The organism is Lentzea sokolovensis, from assembly GCF_033949975.1.
GTDB classification, from domain to species: domain Bacteria; phylum Actinomycetota; class Actinomycetes; order Mycobacteriales; family Pseudonocardiaceae; genus Lentzea; species Lentzea sokolovensis.
Genome location: NZ_JAXAVU010000014.1, coordinates 573,339 through 590,608, shown reverse-complemented (window position 1 = coordinate 590,608; position 17,270 = coordinate 573,339). Strand labels below are relative to the sequence as shown.

The 17,270-nt window shown below is 70.4% G+C and carries 8 protein-coding genes; 7 read left to right on the top strand and 1 reads right to left on the bottom strand.

What is annotated here, in order from left to right; genetic code table 11:
• The first annotated feature begins 95 nt into the window (after nt 1-95).
• The 7 genes from SK854_RS36685 to SK854_RS36655 are packed head-to-tail and all read left to right on the top strand — an operon-like array spanning nt 96 to nt 14,914.
• On the top strand, nt 96-6,605 hold the full coding sequence (locus tag SK854_RS36685; RefSeq protein WP_319979737.1) for an SDR family oxidoreductase: 6,510 nt from the start codon (nt 96-98) through the stop codon (nt 6,603-6,605).
• Entirely contained in the window at nt 6,593-10,258 is a 3,666-nt protein-coding gene (locus SK854_RS36680; protein ID WP_319979736.1) for a beta-ketoacyl synthase N-terminal-like domain-containing protein, read from the top strand. Before SK854_RS36685 ends, SK854_RS36680 begins: the two co-directional genes overlap by 13 nt.
• Nucleotides 10,258-10,518 (top strand): acyl carrier protein, encoded by a 261-nt coding sequence (locus SK854_RS36675; protein ID WP_036014077.1) that lies wholly within the window; start codon nt 10,258-10,260, stop codon nt 10,516-10,518. Before SK854_RS36680 ends, SK854_RS36675 begins: the two co-directional genes overlap by 1 nt.
• On the top strand, nt 10,511-11,278 hold the full coding sequence (locus tag SK854_RS36670) for an alpha/beta fold hydrolase (protein WP_319979735.1): 768 nt from the start codon (nt 10,511-10,513) through the stop codon (nt 11,276-11,278). Before SK854_RS36675 ends, SK854_RS36670 begins: the two co-directional genes overlap by 8 nt.
• Nucleotides 11,275-12,411, top strand: a complete 1,137-nt coding sequence (locus tag SK854_RS36665; protein WP_319979734.1) for a glycosyltransferase — start codon at nt 11,275-11,277, stop codon at nt 12,409-12,411. The genes SK854_RS36670 and SK854_RS36665 overlap by 4 nt, the downstream gene beginning before the upstream one ends.
• Nucleotides 12,408-14,141: a class I SAM-dependent methyltransferase gene (locus tag SK854_RS36660; protein ID WP_319979733.1), complete on the top strand. Its 1,734-nt coding sequence runs from the start codon at nt 12,408-12,410 to the stop codon at nt 14,139-14,141. Before SK854_RS36665 ends, SK854_RS36660 begins: the two co-directional genes overlap by 4 nt.
• On the top strand, nt 14,138-14,914 hold the full coding sequence (locus SK854_RS36655; RefSeq protein WP_319979732.1) for a hypothetical protein: 777 nt from the start codon (nt 14,138-14,140) through the stop codon (nt 14,912-14,914). Before SK854_RS36660 ends, SK854_RS36655 begins: the two co-directional genes overlap by 4 nt.
• On the opposite strand, the gene SK854_RS36650 is transcribed toward SK854_RS36655, so the two are convergent.
• Nucleotides 14,892-17,132: an exo-beta-d-1,3/1,6-glucosidase gene (locus tag SK854_RS36650; protein WP_319979731.1), complete on the bottom strand. Its 2,241-nt coding sequence runs from the start codon at nt 17,130-17,132 to the stop codon at nt 14,892-14,894. The genes SK854_RS36655 and SK854_RS36650 overlap by 23 nt on opposite strands.
• Nucleotides 17,133-17,270 lie beyond the last annotated feature (138 nt).

Here is a 17,270-nt window from a genome sequence, read left to right as displayed (position 1 = left end):
ATCGGGTTTGTGCGTACGGTGAGCGCGTTGTCACCGTACCGGTCAGTAGTAACCCTAGCTGAATTCCTTTCTCCCCACCCCTGCAGGGTGAGGAAGTGAGCACAGTGAACATGCTGTCGGATCGAGAACGGGTGCTGTGCCTGAGTCCGTTCAGCACCCCCAACCCGGCCCTCGTGGTCGCGGCAGAACGAGCCGGTGGGCTCGGCGTGCTCGACCTCGGGCCGAACGCCGCCGCCGACCTCGCCCGCGTGACCGCGCGTCATCCGCGCGCGTTCGGGGTGAGACTGCACGGACCGTTGACGGTGCCGCTGCCCGAAGCCGTGGACACCGTCGTAGTCGATCTCGCCCGCGGTACTCCGAACCGCGCTGAGCTGGGTGAACGCCGTGTTCTCGCGGTGATCACCTCGGTGGCGGAAGCCGCTGCGGCGATCGAGTTCGGGGCCACCGGCCTGATCGCGAAGGGTGCCGAGTCAGGCGGCCGAGTGGGTGGTTCGCCCGCGTTCGTGCTGCTCCAGCAGGTGCTCGCGCTGACCGATCTGCCGGTCTGGGTGGCCGGCTCGATCGGCCCCGACACGGCTGCCGCGGCGATCGCGGGCGGTGCGCGCGGAGTGGTGCTGGAAGGCCAGCTCACCCTCGTCGCGGAGGCTCGAAAACATATTTCCGGCGAAATTGTCAACGCCGTCCGCATGATGGATGGCGCTGACACCGTCGTGAACCGCGGGTTACGTGTTCATGTTCGTCAAAACACGCTCGAAATTGGTCAAGAAGGTTCCTTGGCTGATTTCTACCGTACCTCGTTTGGGACCGTCGGAGGCGTGGTCTGCGCGATTGCGCGGGGCATTCGGGACAATCTCACCCTGGCGGGTGAGGACCGCCCGATCCGGCCGGGCGGACCGTTCTGCGACCGCGTCCCCGGCCTGCGCTACCCGATCGCGCAGGGGCCGATGACCCGCGTCAGCGACCAGCCCGCGTTCGCCGCGGCCGTCGCCGAGGGCGGCGCGCTGCCGTTCCTCGCGCTCGCGTTGATGGAGGGCCCGGCCGTTCGCACGCTGCTCGAGCACACCGCGGAGAAGCTCGGCGACCGGCCGTGGGGCGTCGGACTGCTCGGCTTCGCACCGCCCGAACTGCGGGCGCGGCAGATGGAGGCCGTGCTGGCCGTCCGGCCTAAGTACGCGATCGTCGCCGGTGGCACGCCCACGCAGGCACGGGAACTGGAGGACGCCGGCATCGAGGCGTTCCTGCACGTGCCGTCGCCCGCGCTGCTGCGCCGGTTCCTCGACGAGGGCGCGCGCAAGTTCGTCTTCGAGGGCTCCGAGTGCGGCGGGCACACCGGTCCCCGTACCAGCTTCACGTTGTGGCAGCAGCAGATCGACGTCCTCAAAGGCCGCGAGAAGGACGTTGTCGCACTGTTCGCGGGTGGCATTCACGACGCCCGCTCGGCCGCGATGATCTCCGCCATGACCGCGTCGATCGCGGCACGCGGCGCGGCGATCGGTGTTCTCGTCGGCACCGCCTACCTGTTCACCGAGGAAGCCGTGTCGCACGGCGCGATCCGTCCGGTGTTCCAGCAGGTCGCGCTGGAGTGCGAGGACACCGCGCTGCTGGAGACCTCGCCCGGCCACGCCGTCCGATGCGCTCAGACGTCCTATGTGGACACGTTCGAGCAGGCGCGGGCCGAGCTCACCGGACTGTCGAAGCAGGAGAGCTGGGAGAGGCTCGAACAGCTCAACCTGGGACGGCTCCGGCTCGCCAGTCGCGGTCTCGTCCGCGACGACGGTGTCCTCAAAGAGGTCGGTGACGACGAACAGCGCCGCGAAGGCATGTTCATGATCGGCCAGGTCGCGACCCTGCGGTCCGAACGCACCACGATCGCCCAGCTGCACGAGGACATCGTCTCCGGTGTGCTGCCCGAGACGGCCGAGCACGAGAGCACCCCGGAACCGCTGGACGTCGCCATCGTCGGCATGGCCGCGATCATGCCGGGCGCCCGCGACGTCACCGAGTTCTGGGCGAACGTGCTGGCGGGCACCGACTCCATCACGGAGATCCCGCCGGACCGCTGGTCGCCCGAACGCTACGGCAGCCCGTTCCGCTGGGGCGGCTTCCTGCCGCGCACGGCCTTCGACCCGCTCGCGTACGGGATCCCGCCCGCCTCGCTGACCTCGATCGAACCGGCCCAGCTGCTGGCGCTCGAAGTGTCGGCGAAGGCGCTGGCGGACGCCGGTTACCAGACCAGGGTGTTCGACCGCGAACGGACGTCGGTGATCTTCGGAGCCGAGGCCGGCGCCGATCTCGCGAACGCCTACACGGTCCGCACCGCGTTGCCCGCCTTGGGCATCGACGGCCTGGACGACCACCTGCCGAAGCTGACCGAGGACTCGTTCCCCGGCGTGCTCGGCAACGTGATCGCGGGTCGCGTCGCGAACCGGCTCGACCTCGGCGGCGCGAACTACACGGTCGACGCCGCCTGCGCGTCCAGCCTCGCCGCGCTCGACGTGGCCTGCAAGGAACTCGTCGGCGGCACCAGCGACATGGTCCTGTGCGGCGCGGTCGACCTGCACAACAGCGCGCACGACTACCAGATGTTCGCCTCCGTGAAAGCCCTGTCCGCCGAGGGCCGCTGCGCCACGTTCGACTCGGCGGCGGACGGCATCGCGCTCGGCGAGGGCGTGGCCGCCGTCGTCCTGAAACGGCTCGCCGACGCCGAACGGGACGGCGACCGCGTCTACGCGGTGATCAAGGGCATCGGCGCGTCGAGCGACGGCCGTTCGCTGGGCCTGACCGCGCCCCGTCCGGAAGGCCAGCAACGAGCACTGCGCCGCGCGTACGCGGCGGCCGGGCTGCCGGTCACCGACGTCGGCCTGGTCGAGGCGCACGGCACGGGAACCGTGGTGGGAGACCGGACCGAGCTCAAGTCGCTCACCGAGATGTTCTCCGGCGTCGAACCCGGCACCTGCACGATCGGCTCGGTCAAGTCGCAGATCGGCCACACCAAGTGCGCGGCGGGTCTCGCGGGCGTGATCAAGGCGGCGCTGTCCATCCACACCGGACTGCGGCCGGGCACGTTGCACGTCAAGCAGCCCAACGCCTTCTGGGACGCCGAGACCTCACCGTTCGCGTTCGGCCACCGCACGTGGGCGAGCAGGAACCGGGTCGCGGGCGTGAGCGCGTTCGGGTTCGGCGGCACGAACTTCCACACCGTCATCGCGGGCTACACCGGCGCCGACGAACCCCGCCACGGCCTGAAGGCGTGGCCGGCCGAGCTGTTCCTGATCCGCGGCGACGATCAGGCTGCCGCCCAACGGGAAGCCGCTCGCCTCGCCGCGCTGGTCGACGTGCGCACCCCGTTGCGTTCGCTGGCAGCGGCGTGCGGTGAAGGCACCGTTCAGGCGGCGTTCGTGGTCAGCGATCACGATGGTCTGCAGAAGGCGCTCAAGGACGTCGAGGCCTGGCGCGAGTCCGATGTGGTGTCGCTGAGGTCGGGGGAACGGCCACAAATAGCGTTCCTGTACCCAGGCCAGGGAAGCCAACGGCCGGGCATGCTGCTCGACCTGGTCACGGCTTTCCCGCGACTGCAGGACTTCCTCGACGCGCGCTACGAGCGGGTCATGTACCCGCCTGCCGCGCTGACCGCCGAGGACGTGTCGCGGCAGCGCGCGGAGATCACCGACACCCGCAACGCCCAGCCCACGCTCGGCATCGCCGGGCTGATGGTCACGGCGCTGCTGGACTCCGTCGGCGTGCGACCGGATCTGGCCGGTGGCCACAGCTACGGCGAACTGGTCGCGTTGTCGGCGGCCGGCGCGTTCGGGGCCGCCGAACTGCTGGAACTCAGTGCGGCCCGGGCCCAGGCGATGCTGGACGCGGTCGGCGACGACCCCGGCACGATGGCCGCCGTCACCGCCGCGGTGGCCGAGGTCGAGGCGCTGCTGCCGTCCGATGTCGTGGTGGCGAACCACAACGCGCCCGACCAGGTCGTGATCTCCGGCCCGACCGAGGCCGTGCACAACGCCGTCGAGGTGCTGAAGAGCGCCGGGCTGACCGTGAAGAACATCCCGGTCGCCGCAGCGTTCCACAGCCCGCTGATGGCCGGGGCCCGCGACCGGTTCGCGGCCCGTCTCGCAGCCACTTCTCTCGGCTCGATGCGGTTCCCGGTGTGGTCGAACGTGTCCGCGGCTCCTCACACCGATGTGCGCGAAGGCTTGTCCGAGCAGCTCGCGGGCCGAGTGCGGTTCGTGGACCAGATCGAGTCGATGTACGCGGCGGGCGCACGGATCTTCGTCGAAGCAGGTCCCGGCGGTGTGCTGACGTCGCTGGTCGGCAAGACCCTCGGCGACCGGCCGCACCAGGCGTTGCGCTGCGACGACCACATGACCTTCCTGCGCACGCTGGCAGCACTCGCGGTCGCCGGTGTCGAGGTGGACACCGCGCCGCTGTTCGAGGACAGGGCCGAACCCGCCACGGTCGTGCCGCCACGGCCGGGCTGGTACGTGGATGGAGGACTCGTGCGGGACGCGAACGGCGACGCACTGCCCGGTGGGCTTCGGCCCGCGACCGAGTTCCCGACTCTCCGAGTCGGCTCAGGGCTGGGGCGCGACGAGATCATCGAGAAGTTCCTGGACGGGATGCGGGACGCGGTGAGCGCGCAGCGGGACGTGCTGCTGAGCTACCTCGGCACCGAACCCGCCGCGGTGCCCGCGCCGAGGCAGGTGATCGACCAGCCGGTGGTCGCCGTGCCGCAACCGCAGGCCGCACCGCAGGAAGACGTCGCCACGGTGGTGCTGCGGACGATCAGCGCCCGCACCGGCTACCCGGTCGAGATGCTGCAGCCGGGTCTGGACCTGGAAGCGGACCTGTCGATCGACTCCATCAAGCGGACGGAGATCGTCGGCGAACTGGTGGCGGAGCTGGGCGCGGCGGGCTCGGTGGACGAACTCGCGCAGCTCAAGACCATCGACGGCATCGTCGGCTGGTTCGGCTCCGCGGCCCCGGTCACCGCTGCGGCGAAGGACGTCCGGGCGGTGGTGCTGCGGACGATCAGCACGCGCACGGGCTACCCGGTCGAGATGTTGCAACCGGGTCTGGACCTGGAAGCGGACCTGTCGATCGACTCCATCAAGCGCGCCGAGATCGTGGGCGAACTGGCTCAGGAACTGGGCGCGACGGGCGGCGTCGACGAACTGGCCCAGTTGAAGACGATCGACGGGATCGTCGCGTGGTTCGGCGAGGCCCCGGCACTCCCCGCCCCGGCGCCCGTGCTCGCGCTGCCGGCGTCAGCGGGCAGGCTCGTCCGGCTCGTGCCGCAGGTCGTGCCCGCCGAACCGGCCGAACCCGCCGACCTCAGCGGCAGGACCGTGCTGATCATCGACGACAACGGGATCGGGCTCGAACTCGCCGACCTGCTCGAACGCCACACCGCCCGCCCGCGCATCGAGCAGGCGTTCCCGGACGACCTGACCGGAATCGACGTCGTGATCCGGCTCCAGGCCCGGCTGCCGGAAGCCTTCAGTGAGGTCAAGCAGTGCGTGACGAACGGGGTCGCGCTCGTCGTCGTGACCACGGGCGGCGGCACGTTCGGCTTCGACCACACGCCCGACGAGCTGCCCGCGGACATCGGCCTGCACGGCCTGATCCGCACGGCCGCACTCGAGTATCCGGACCTCGTGGTGCGCTCTGTCGACGTCAACCCCAAGGAAAGCCACCGCGACATCGCCACGGCGTTGCTCGCCGAGATCGGGCCAGGCCCGGCGGTCGTCGGCTACCAGGCCGGTAGGCGGCAGGTCATCGAGGCGATTCCGGCTGACCTCGAAGCGGGAACCCTCGACCTGGACGCCGACAGCGTGGTGCTGCTGACCGGTGGCGCCCGCGGCATCACCGCGCTCGCCGCCGTCGAACTCGCCGAGCGCACCGGTTGCCACGTCGAACTGATCGGCCGCACGCCGATCGCCGCCGAGGACCACCGGCTGAGCCACGCCACGACCGAGCCCGAGCTCGTGAAGGCGCTGTTCGAGCTGGGCGAGAAGGACAACGTGCCGGCCAGGGCGCGCAAGGTGCTCGCCGAACGCGAAGTCCGTCAGACCATGGAACGGTTGCGCGCCAAAGCATCAAGCGTGCGATACCACGAGTGCGATGTCACCGACGCCGAGGCTGTGGGCAAGGTGATCGATGACGTCAAGGCGAGGTTCGGCCGGATCGACGGTGTCATCCATGGCGCCGGAGTGCTGGACGACAAGCTGATCGAAGCCAAGACGCAGGAGTCGTTCGACCGCGTCTGGGCCACGAAGGTCAACGGCGCCAAGGCGTTCGGCGACGGGTTCCTCGTGCTGTTCGGCAGTGTCAGCGGTGTCTTCGGCAACCGCGGCCAGGCCGACTACTCGGCCGCCAACGACGCCTTGGACCGCATGGCGAGGTTCTGGGGTGCTCAGCGCAGGGTCGTCGCCGTCGACTGGGGTCCCTGGGCCGGTGCCGGGATGGCGGTCGGGCTCGCCGACGAGTACGCCCGGCGCGGAATCCCGCTGATCGAGCCGAAGCAGGGTGTCGAAGCGCTGCTGAACGAGATCGCGAACGGTCAGGACGTGCAGGTGGTCTACCGATGGGAGGCATAGCGATCGTCGGGATCGGCGCCGTCTTCCCCGGTGCCCCCGACGCGGCGACGTTCTGGCGCAACATCGTCAGCGGCGTCGACGCCATCGGCCAGATCCCGCCCGGCCGCTGGGACCCGGCCACCTACTACGACCAGGACAGCAGGACCAGCGACCGGTTCTACTGCCGCAAGGGCGGGTTCGTCGACGACCTGGCCGAGTTCGACCCGACCCGGTTCGGCATCATGCCGTCCACTGTGGACGGCGCGGAGCCCGACCAGCTGCTCGCTCTCGCCACGGCCGCCGAGGCCATCGCGGACGCGGGCGGTGAGTCGATGCTGCCGTCCCGGGACCGCGTCGGCGTGGTCGTGGGACGCGGCGGGTACCTCACGCCCGGCTGTGCCCGGCTCGATCAACGGGTCCGGCTCGCCGACGAGGTCGTGTCGGTCGTGAAAGATCTCTTCCCGAACCTCGCCGGCACCGAGCTGAACACCGTGCGCCAGGCCATCCGCGACCGCCTCGGGCCGGAGCAGCCGGAGGCGTCGATCGGCCTCGTGCCGAATCTGGCGGCGTCGCGCATCGCCAACCGGTTCGACCTCAAGGGCACCGCCTACACCGTGGACGCGGCCTGCGCGTCCGGGCTGGTCGCCGTCGAGCACGCCGTCCGCGAACTCCAGGAGGGTCGCGCGGACGCCATGCTCGCCGGCGCCGTCCACGTCTGTCACCACCCGACGCTGTGGAGCGTGTTCACGCAGCTCAGGGCGTTGAGCCCGACCGAACGCATCCGGCCGTTCGACGCTTCAGCCGACGGCACGCTGCTGTCCGAGGGCGTCGGCATGGTCGTGCTCAAACGGCTGGAGGACGTCGGCGACGAGCGCGTCTACGCGGTGATCCGCGGCATCGGCACCGCGAGCGACGGCCGCGCGACCAGCATGATGACGCCCAACCCCGACGGCCAGATCCTTGCCGTGCGACGGGCATGGGCCAACGCGGATCTCGACCCTCAGAAGAACCCGCCGGGACTGATCGAGGCGCACGGCACCGCCACGCCCGCCGGTGACGCCGCCGAACTGCAGACGATGATCGCCGCGTTCGGCGGCCAGGGCGACGAGATCGGCATCGGCACGGTGAAGTCGATGATCGGCCACGCGATGCCCGCCGCCGGCATGGCCGGGCTGATCAAGGCCGCGCTCGCCCTGCACCACAACACGCTTCCGCCGACCCTGCACGTCGAGAACCCGCACAGCAGCTTGACCGGCACCAGGTTCACGCCCGTGACGACCGCTCGCGAGTGGACCGGACGGCACCGCGCGGTCGTCAACGCGTTCGGGTTCGGCGGGATCAACGCTCACGCGGTCCTCGACGGCCACACCATCGCCAAGCCGCGCAAGCCGGTGATGACGTTCGCCGCCGACACCGCGGACGAACTGGCGAAGGCGCTGGCAGAGCGCCGCACCTCCAGTGCCGACAGGGCGTTCCGGCTCGCCATCGGCAACCCGGACGACCGCAAGCTCAAGCTCGCGGAACGCGTGCTCGCCCAGGGCAAGGCGTGGCCCGGCCGGCACGACATCTGGTTCTCCCCGCAGCCGCTGCTGTCCGGCACCGACCAGGTCGCGTTCGTGTTCCCCGGCTTCGAACGCGAGTTCAGCGGCGAGGTCGTCGACCACGCCGTCGGGCTGCTACAGGACGGCCGCCGCGAAGCCCGCGAACTCATGGCGCTCGGCATCACGCCGGGAGCGCTCGCCGGGCACAGCATGGGCGAGTGGACCGCGATGGTCGTCGGCGGCATCTACCCGACGATCGACGAGTTCGTCTCGGCGCTCGGGCCCGGCGCGGTCGCGGTGGTCGACATCGCCTACGCCGCACTGGGTTGCTCGGCCGACACCGCCGAGCAGTACCTCATCGACGGCGTGACGGTCAGCCACGACAACTGCCCGCACCAGTCGGTGATCTGCGGCCCGATCGACAGTCTCGAACAGGTCCTGGTCACGCTCAAGGCCAACGGCGTGATGGCGCAGCTGATGCCGTTCCGCACCGGCTTCCACACCCCGGCGCTCGCCCCGTACCTGGGACGGGCCAAGGAGATGCTCGACGCACTGCCGGTCCGCGCGTCGGACATCCCGGTGTGGTCGGCGAACTCCCTCGAACCGATGGGCGCCGGCGAGGTCCGCGAACTGGTCTTGCGGCACCTGGTCGAGCCGGTCCGGTTCCGGCCGCTGCTGGAACGCCTGCACGGAGCCGGATTCCGCGCGTTCGTCCAAATCGGACAGGGCAGCCTGCCCGGGTTCATCGGGGACACGCTGAACGACCGGCCGCACATCGCCGTGAACGCCGACATCGCGCCGGAAGCGCTGTGGGCGTTCGGACTCAAGCGCGGCACGGCCCACAAGGTCAAGCTCAAACTCGGCACGCCGAAGATCAGGCTGGACGCGCTCGGCGCCGAACCAGTGCTGGTGGCCGACGACAGCCCGATGTCCGCGGCGGTCAACAAGCTCCTGGCCCACACCAACGCGGTCGCGCGTGAGGTCGTCGGCGCGCTCAGGCCCAACGAGGCGGGGTTCACCCGCGAGTTCTCGTTGCGGACCATGCCGGAACTGGTCGACCACTCGGTGTTCCCGCAGGCGCCCGGCTGGCCCGATCTCTCGGACGGGTTCCCGATCGTGCCCGCGACCGGCCTGCTGGAGGTGTTCGCGGACGCCGCGCGCAGGCTCACCGGCGGCACCGTGCACGGGTTCGCACAGGTCAAGGCCAAGCGCTGGCTCACGGCCCTGCCCGCGACGACGGTGAAGATCTCCGCCCGCGCGGAAGGACAGGACCGGGTCGTCGTGAAGGTCGGCGACTACGCCGAGGGCGTTGTGCTGATGGCACCGCAGGCCGTCCAGTCCGAGAGCAAGGAGCTGCGAGGCGTTCGTGAGGCGCCGGTGTCCGCCTCCGAGCTGTACCGGGACAACTGGATGTTCCACGGACCGGCGTTCGCGGGCGTCACGAAGATCGACTGCCTGGCGGACAACGGGATCGCGGGCGTGCTGACGCCGCTGCCCGCGCCGGGCGCGTTGCTGGACAGCGCCGGGCAGCTGATCGGCCACTGGATGCAGGTCTGCCGCACCGAGGACCAGACCGTGCTGCCCACCGGCATCGAGCAGGTCACGTTCCACGGACCCGTGCCGACCGCCGACGTCCAGTGCACCGCGTGGATCCGCGAGGTCACCGAGCAGGTGATGATCGCGGACGCCGAGCTGACCGTGAACGGCGCGCTGTGGTGCCGGATCACCGGCTGGACCACCCGCCGCTTCACCACGGACGACCGGATCTGGCAGGTCAAGCTCAAGCCCGGCACCGAGATGCTGTCCACACAGGACGGCGACTGGCTGCGGGTGACCGAGAACTGGTCCGACAGCGCGACCCGTGACCTGATCATGCGCCGCTACCTGAACTCGACCGAACGACTGCACTACGGCGACCTCGACGTGCCTGCCCAGCGCGACTGGCTGCTGCGCGTGATCGCGGCGAAGGACGCCGTGCGCGCGTGGCTGTGGGATCGCGGGGCCGGACCGGTCTATCCGGCGGAACTGACCATGAACGCCGACGGCCGGGTGCGCGGCGCGTTCGCCGTGCCACGGATCGAAGTCATTTCAGAACAAGGGCGCGCCGCGGCCCGCGTGCGAACGGAGATGTGATGGACGAGGTGCTGCAGCAGGTCGCCAAGCTGATCACCGAGGTGGTCGGGCCGGACTTCCTGCTGGGCGTGGAGATCACCCGCGACACCACGTTCAGCGACGACCTGGGCCTGGAGTCGATCGAGTTCGTCGCGCTCGCGGACAAGCTGAACGCCCACTACGGCGTGGATCTCGTGGCCTTCCTGGCGGACATGGACATCGACGAGATCATGGCGATGTCCGTCGGACGCCTCGTCGACCACATCACGGCGCGTGTCTGAGGTTCACGCCCGAGGGCTGCGATTTCACGTGCAGCGGCTCGGGCCGACCGATGCGCCGACCGTGGTGTTCGTGCACGGCCTGGTGATGGACAACCTGTCCAGCTTCTACTACACGCTCGCCGCGCCGCTGGCCCAGGCCGGGTTCGGCACCGTGCTGTTCGACCTGCGCGGGCACGGCCTGTCCGAGCGGCCGCCTTCCGGTTACACGCCGGAGGAGAGCGCGCTGGACCTGGTCGCCGTGCTGGACGAGATCGGTGTCACCGAGCCGGTCTTCCTGATCGGCAACAGCTACGGCGGCGTCGTCGCCATGCACGCGGCCGTTCAGGCGCCCGAACGGGTCGGCGGTGTCGTGCTGGTCGAATCGGCGGTCGGGGGAGTGGTCGGCGACGCGTGGTTCGAGGACATCACGAACACGCTGACCGTCGCCGCGCTGGGCCTGGAGTTCGACCGGACGCAGGACCAGCTGATGGCCCTCGGCCAGCGCAAGATCGCGAAGCTCGCCGTGAACGCCGACGCGTTGCTCAACGGCACGACGCTGATCGACGACCTCGGTTCCGGCGCGAAGCTCGACCTCACCCAGGTCCAGTGCCCGGTGCTCGGTGTCTACGGAGCCGAGTCCGAACTGATCGGGGCCGCCGCCGAGTTGCAGGAGCGGATCCCGTCGTGCCGCCTGCACGTCGTGACCGGCCTGGGACACACGGTCCTGCGCGAAGCCACCGCCGAGCTGCTCGACGTGCTGCTGGACTGGTTGCCGTCATGAGCCGGTTCCTGTTCGTGGTGCCGCCGCTGACCGGCCACGTCAACCCGACCGCCTCCGTGGGCGGCGAGCTGCTGGCGCGCGGGCACGACGTCGCGTGGGTCGGGCATCCCGGCACGCTGGCACCACTCCTGCCGGACAACGCGCGGATCTTTCCCGCGATCGACGACCTCCTGGAAGCCGACATCCGCGCGAAACGGGAGCGCTGGCTCGCGTTGCGCGGGATGGCGGTGCTCAAGTTCTTCTGGGAGGAGTTCCTGATCCCGCTGGGGCATTCCATGGTGCCGGGGGTCGACGCGGCGGTCCGGGCCTTCCGGCCGGACGTGATCGTGGCCGACCAGCAGGCGCTGGCGGGGCCGTTGGTGGCGCGCAACGCCGGAGTGCCGTGGGCGACCTCCGCCAGCACCTCCGCCGAGCTGGTCAATCCACTGAGGACGATGCCGAAGGTCGACGCCTGGGTGCGCGATCTCCTGCACGACTTCGCCGACGGGGACATCAGGTTCTCCGAGCTGCTCGTGCTCGTCTACAGCTCGAAGGCGCTGGTGGCGGGGGAGTTCGGCGACGAGGTGGCGTTCGTGGGGCCCGCGCTGAGCCATCGCGTGGAACGGGTCGACTTTCCGTGGGAGTGGCTGGTGCGCGGGTCGGAGCCGCGCAGCGTGCTGGTCTCCCTGGGCACCCTGAACGGACCCGCCGGCGAGCGTTTTCTCGGCCAGGTCCTCGAAGCCGTCGCCGGTCTCCCCGTCCGAGTGGTGATGGTCGCCGAACCGCGACCCGCGCCCGCCAACGTCCTGATGCTGCCGTCAGTGCCGCAGCTCGCGCTGATGCCGCACCTGGACGCGGTCGTCACGCACGGCGGCCACAACACGGTCTGCGAGGCGCTGGCACACGGGTTGCCGCTGGTCGTGGCACCGATCCGGGACGACCAGCCGACCGTCGCCGCCCAGGTCGTGCAGGCCGGCGCCGGAGTACGACTGACCTACTCACGGGCGCGCGCGGCGGACATCCGCAGCGCACTGGAGTCCGTGCTGGACGAGCCGGAGTACGCGGCCGCCGCCGGGCTGGTGCGCGAATCGTTCTTGGCGGCAGGCGGCGCAGCGGCCGCAGCCGACCGACTGGAGAAGGTGGTGGCCGGGTGATCCTCACCGTGCTGGTGGTTCTGGTCGTCCTGCTGGACGTCCTGCGCCTGCGTTCCCGCGCGTCCAAGCTGCGAGTGCTCGTCCCGGGCGCGGGCGAGCACTCGCTTCTCACCGCCACCGGGGTCCATCCGGAGGGCTCGTGGGAGACCGACGCGGACCTCGTCGACCTCGTGCCGCGCGACCTTCCGACGGTGGCCGCGCTGGACCTGCTCGGCGCGTTCGACCCCGGCAAGTACCGCGACGACCAGTGGGCGCGCGGCATCAGCGCGTCACAGGCCGTTCTGGTGCGGGAGAAGTACGCCGAGGAGGTCGACCCCGACGACCCGACCGAGTTCGTGGCGTACGTGCGGCGGGTCAAGGACCACGTGCACGCGAAGGTCGACATCGCGGTCGCGCCGGGGCTCGAGGCCGGTCCGTACGACCTCGGGTACCGCGCGGCGACGCTGCGGCGCTTCGGGAAGCGGCCGTCGCTGTGGATCGCGGGCTCGGTCATCGGGTACGCGACCGTCGCCGCCGCGCTGATCACCTCCTGGCAGTGGGGACTCGTCGCGCTGGCCGCGTACTGGGCGCACCCGATCCTGGTGTTCGCCGGAACGCCGCTGCGGCCGCGTGACCTGTGGGTGCCGCGCGTCCTGCGCACGCCCTACCTGTGGTTCAAGACTTCCGGTGGCAAGAAGTCGACGGCCGAGAAGCGCCAGGCCGAGCACCTCAAGGCGGCCGCGCCCTGGTACGAGCAGAACCGCGACCGGAACTTCCACGAGGCACCGCGCGACAACTGCCCGTCGTGCGGGAGCACGGACCTGCGTCGCTGGGTCACCGCGACGGACCTGGTGCAGCGCAAGCCCGGCACGTTCACCATGGACCGGTGTGTCCGATGTGGACACGTCTGGCAGAACCCGCGCCTGACCGAGGAAGGCCTGGGCTTCTACTACCGCGACTTCTACGACGGTCTCGGCGAGACGTCGGCGGAGGCGGTGTTCTCCGGCAAGACCGACCCGTACTACGGCCGGGCGCGGATGGTCGAGCCGTTCACCAAACCCGAACGCTGGCTGGACGTCGGTTCCGGGCACGCCCACTTCTGCCTGGGAGCCAAGGAGGTCCTGCCGCAGACGACGTTCGACGGGCTCGACCAGGGCGCGGCCATCGAGGACGCGGCCAGGCTCGGCCGGATCGAGAACTCCTACCGGGGCAGCTTCAAGGACTTCGCGGGCGAGCTCAAGGGCCGCTACGACGTGATCAGCATGCACCACTACCTGGAGCACGTGCGCGACCCGTGGGAGGAGCTCGACATCGCCGCGGACGTGCTGCCCAACGGCGGCTACCTGCTGATCGAGCTGCCGGACCCGGAGTGGCGGCTCGGCCGGTTGTTCGGCCAGTACTGGATGCCGTGGTTCCAGCCGCAGCACCAGCACATGATGCCGATCGGCAACCTGGAGCACGCCCTGGCCGACCGCGGACTGACCACGGTGGCCACCGAACGCGCGAAAGCCCATCTCTGCAACGACTTCACGCTCGCGTTGCTGCTGTGGCTGGGTGACAAGGCACCGCGCACGCCGGCGCCCTGGCGTCCGGAGAAGGTCAGGCTCCGCCGGACCCGCAGCTTCCTGGTGTGGTCGCTGGGAATCCCCGCGTTCTTCGTCGCGCTGGCGCTGGACCAGACGGTGAACCGGTTCCTCGCCGCTCGTACCGGCAACGGCAACGCCTACCGGCTGCTGGCCCAGAAGTCATGACGGTGGACATCGCGGATCGGCCTGAGCTCGCGCCGGAGCTCAGGCTGGTGCCGCACGCGTTCCGGCGCACGTTCGGACGGCCCGCCGAAGGCGTCTGGTACGCGCCGGGCGTGCTGAACCTGCTCGGCGGTGCGATCAAGGTGCCCGCCAAGTGGGGTGCGATCGTGGCGGGAGATCGGCGCGACGACGGCCTGCTCGAACTCGTGTCGGTGAACCGGCCGACCGAACGCGCCCTGCTGCCGTCCGACGACGTCCCGGCGTGGGCGGCGGGCGTGCGGGCGAGGGGCGGAGCCGCGCTGATGTGCAGCGTCGACCTGCCGCGGGGGAGTGGACTGTCCGCGAGCGAGGCGCTCAGAACGGCCGTCGAGCTGGCGCTCAAGGACCTCGCGGGCGAGCCGTTCGAAGAGGCGCGGACCGAAGCGCTCGACCTGCCCGGCCAGCGGCTGCTCGTCGTCGACACCCGAATCCGGCGAACGGAACCGCAGGTGGAGCGGCCGTACACGAGGCAGGCAGAGGATCTCGGTGTGGCTTTGACGGCGTACCACCACGCTCAGGACCCGGATCCCGAACAGGACGCGGTGGTCGAGGCCGCGCTGGTCGCCGGTGCGCGCGGCGCCAGCATGCTGGTGGACCCGCCGGGCAGGCCCGCTGTCGCACTCGTCGACGCGGACCTGGTCCCGGCGGTGAAGAAGGCGATCACGAAGGCGGTGGAGATCGCTCCCCGCTACCTCACGATCGTCCCGGGCCCCTTCAAGACAGAGGCTTTACGGTGAACTCGGCCCGGCGGAGGTCCTTCGAGTTCGGCCCCACGAGGAGGACGAACTCACCCGGCTCGACCACCCGGTCGCCGACGGCGTCGACGATCGTGCAGGCGGAGACCGGGAGCTCCAGCTCGACCTTCACGGTCGCGCCGGGCTCCACGTCGACCTGCTTGAACGTCTTGAGCTCCTTGTCGGCCCAGCTCACCGACGTGACGGCGTCGCTCACGTAGACCTGCACGGTCTCGCGAGAGGGCCGTGAGCCGGTGTTGGACAAGGCGATGGACGCCCTGACCGTCTCGTCCGGACGCAGCACCGCCGTCTCCACGTGCAGGTCGCCGTACTCGACCGTCGTGTACGACAGGCCCTCGCCGAACGCGAACGCCGGCTCCTGCGTCAGGTCGGCGTAGCGCGTGCCGTGCTGGCCGCGGATCTGGTTGTAGTACGTCGGCTGCTGACCGGCGTGCGCCGCGAACGAGATCGGCAGCCGGCCGCTCGGCTCGACCAGCCCGTGCAGCACCTCGGCGATCGCCCGGCCGCCCTGCATGCCGGGGTTGGCCACCCACAGCAGCGCGGCCGCGTTGCGCGCGGACGCGGGCAGCACCAGCGGCTTCGACGCGAGCAGCACCACGACCAGCGGCTTGCCGGTCTCGGCCAGCGCGTCGAGCAGGGCGATCTGGCCGCCGATCAGGTCGAGCGTGGCGGTGGACCGGCCCTCGCCGACCAGTTCGATCACGTCACCGACGACGGCGACCACGTAGTCGGCGTCCTCGGCTGCCGCCACGGCCTCGGCGATCAGGGTCGCGTCCGGCGCGCAGGCCTTCACGACCGGCGGGCGTGGCTGGCCGTCGGGGAACGTGTCGCCCTCGGGGTCCGGCTCCAGCGTGAGGATGTCGGCGCCGCGGGCGTACGTGATCTCCTGCGAGGACAGCTCGCGCAGCCCGTCCAGGACCGTCGTGATCATCTCGCGCGGGTGGCCGTTGGGCAGCCAGTCGGCCTGACCGGACGAGCCGGCCCAGTCGCCGAGCTGGGTCTGGGCGTCGTCGGCGAGGGGGCCGACGACGGCGATCTTGCCCTTGCCCTGGGCGAACGGCAGCACGCCGTCGTTGCGCAGCAGCACCAGCGACCGGCGCGCGACCTGCAGGTTCAGCGCCACGTGGTCGTCGTGGTTGATCATCACGCGCTGGCGTTCGGCGTCGGGCCTGCGCGGGTTCTCGAACAGGCCGAGGTCGAACTTCAGCGTCAGGATGCGGGTGACCGCGCGGTCGAGGTCGGACTCGGCCAGCAGCCCCTCCTCGACGCCCTGCAGCGCGCCGTCGAAGAACTGCGGGGTCGTCATGATCATGTCGTTGCCGGCCTTCACGGCGGCCGCGGCGGCGTGCGCGTAGTCGGGCTGGAGCTTCTGCTCCCAGACCATGCGGCCGACGTTGTCCCAGTCGGTGATGAGCGTGCCCTTGTAGCCCCACTCGCCGCGCAGGACCTCGTCGAGGAGCCACGAGTTGACCGTGATCGGCACGCCGTCGGTGGACTGGTAGCCGAGCATGAACGTCGCGCAGCCCGCGCGTGCCACCTTCTCGAACGGCGGCAGGAACCACGACCGCAGCTTGCGCCGCGACAGGTCCGCCTCGCTCGCGTCCCGGCCGCCCTGGGTCTCCGAGTAGCCCGCGAAGTGCTTGGCGGTCGCGAGGATCGCCGTCTCGTCCGCGAGCCCGTCGCCCTGGTAGCCGCGGACCATGGCGGCCGCGAGCTCGCCGATCAGCACCGGGTCCTCGCCGAACGTCTCGTCGACGCGGCCCCAGCGCAGGTCCCGCGAGATGCACAGCACCGGCGAGAACGTCCAGTGCACGCCGGTCGCGGCGGCCTCGACGGCGGTGACGCGGGCGACCTGCTCGACCAGGTCCGGGTCCCAGCTCGCGGCCATGCCGAGCTGGGTCGGGAAGATCGTGGCGCCCTCGTAGAACGAGTGGCCGTGGATGCAGTCCTCGGCGATGAGCAACGGGACACGCAGCCGTGTCTGCGTGGTGAGGTCTTGCGCGCGCAGCACTCGTTCGGGCGAGGTGTGCAGGATCGAGCCGACGTGCTTGCGCAGCACGTGGTCGTCCAGGTCCTCCCTCGAGTCCAGCTGCATCATCTGGCCGACCTTCTCGGCCAGCGTCATGCGGCCCAGCAGGTCGGCCACCCGCTCTGCGGTGGGCAGCGTGGCGTCGAGGTAGGGCACGTCGTCGCGATCCATGTGGTCTCCGAGAGGGCTCGTGCGGCGGCAGCGTCTATGGGAGCGCTCTCACAGTTGATACCTGAAACCGGTTCCGCGCGAAACCGGTTTCGGGATTTCCGGTACAAACGAATCGTTTGAGTAACACGAACGCGACAA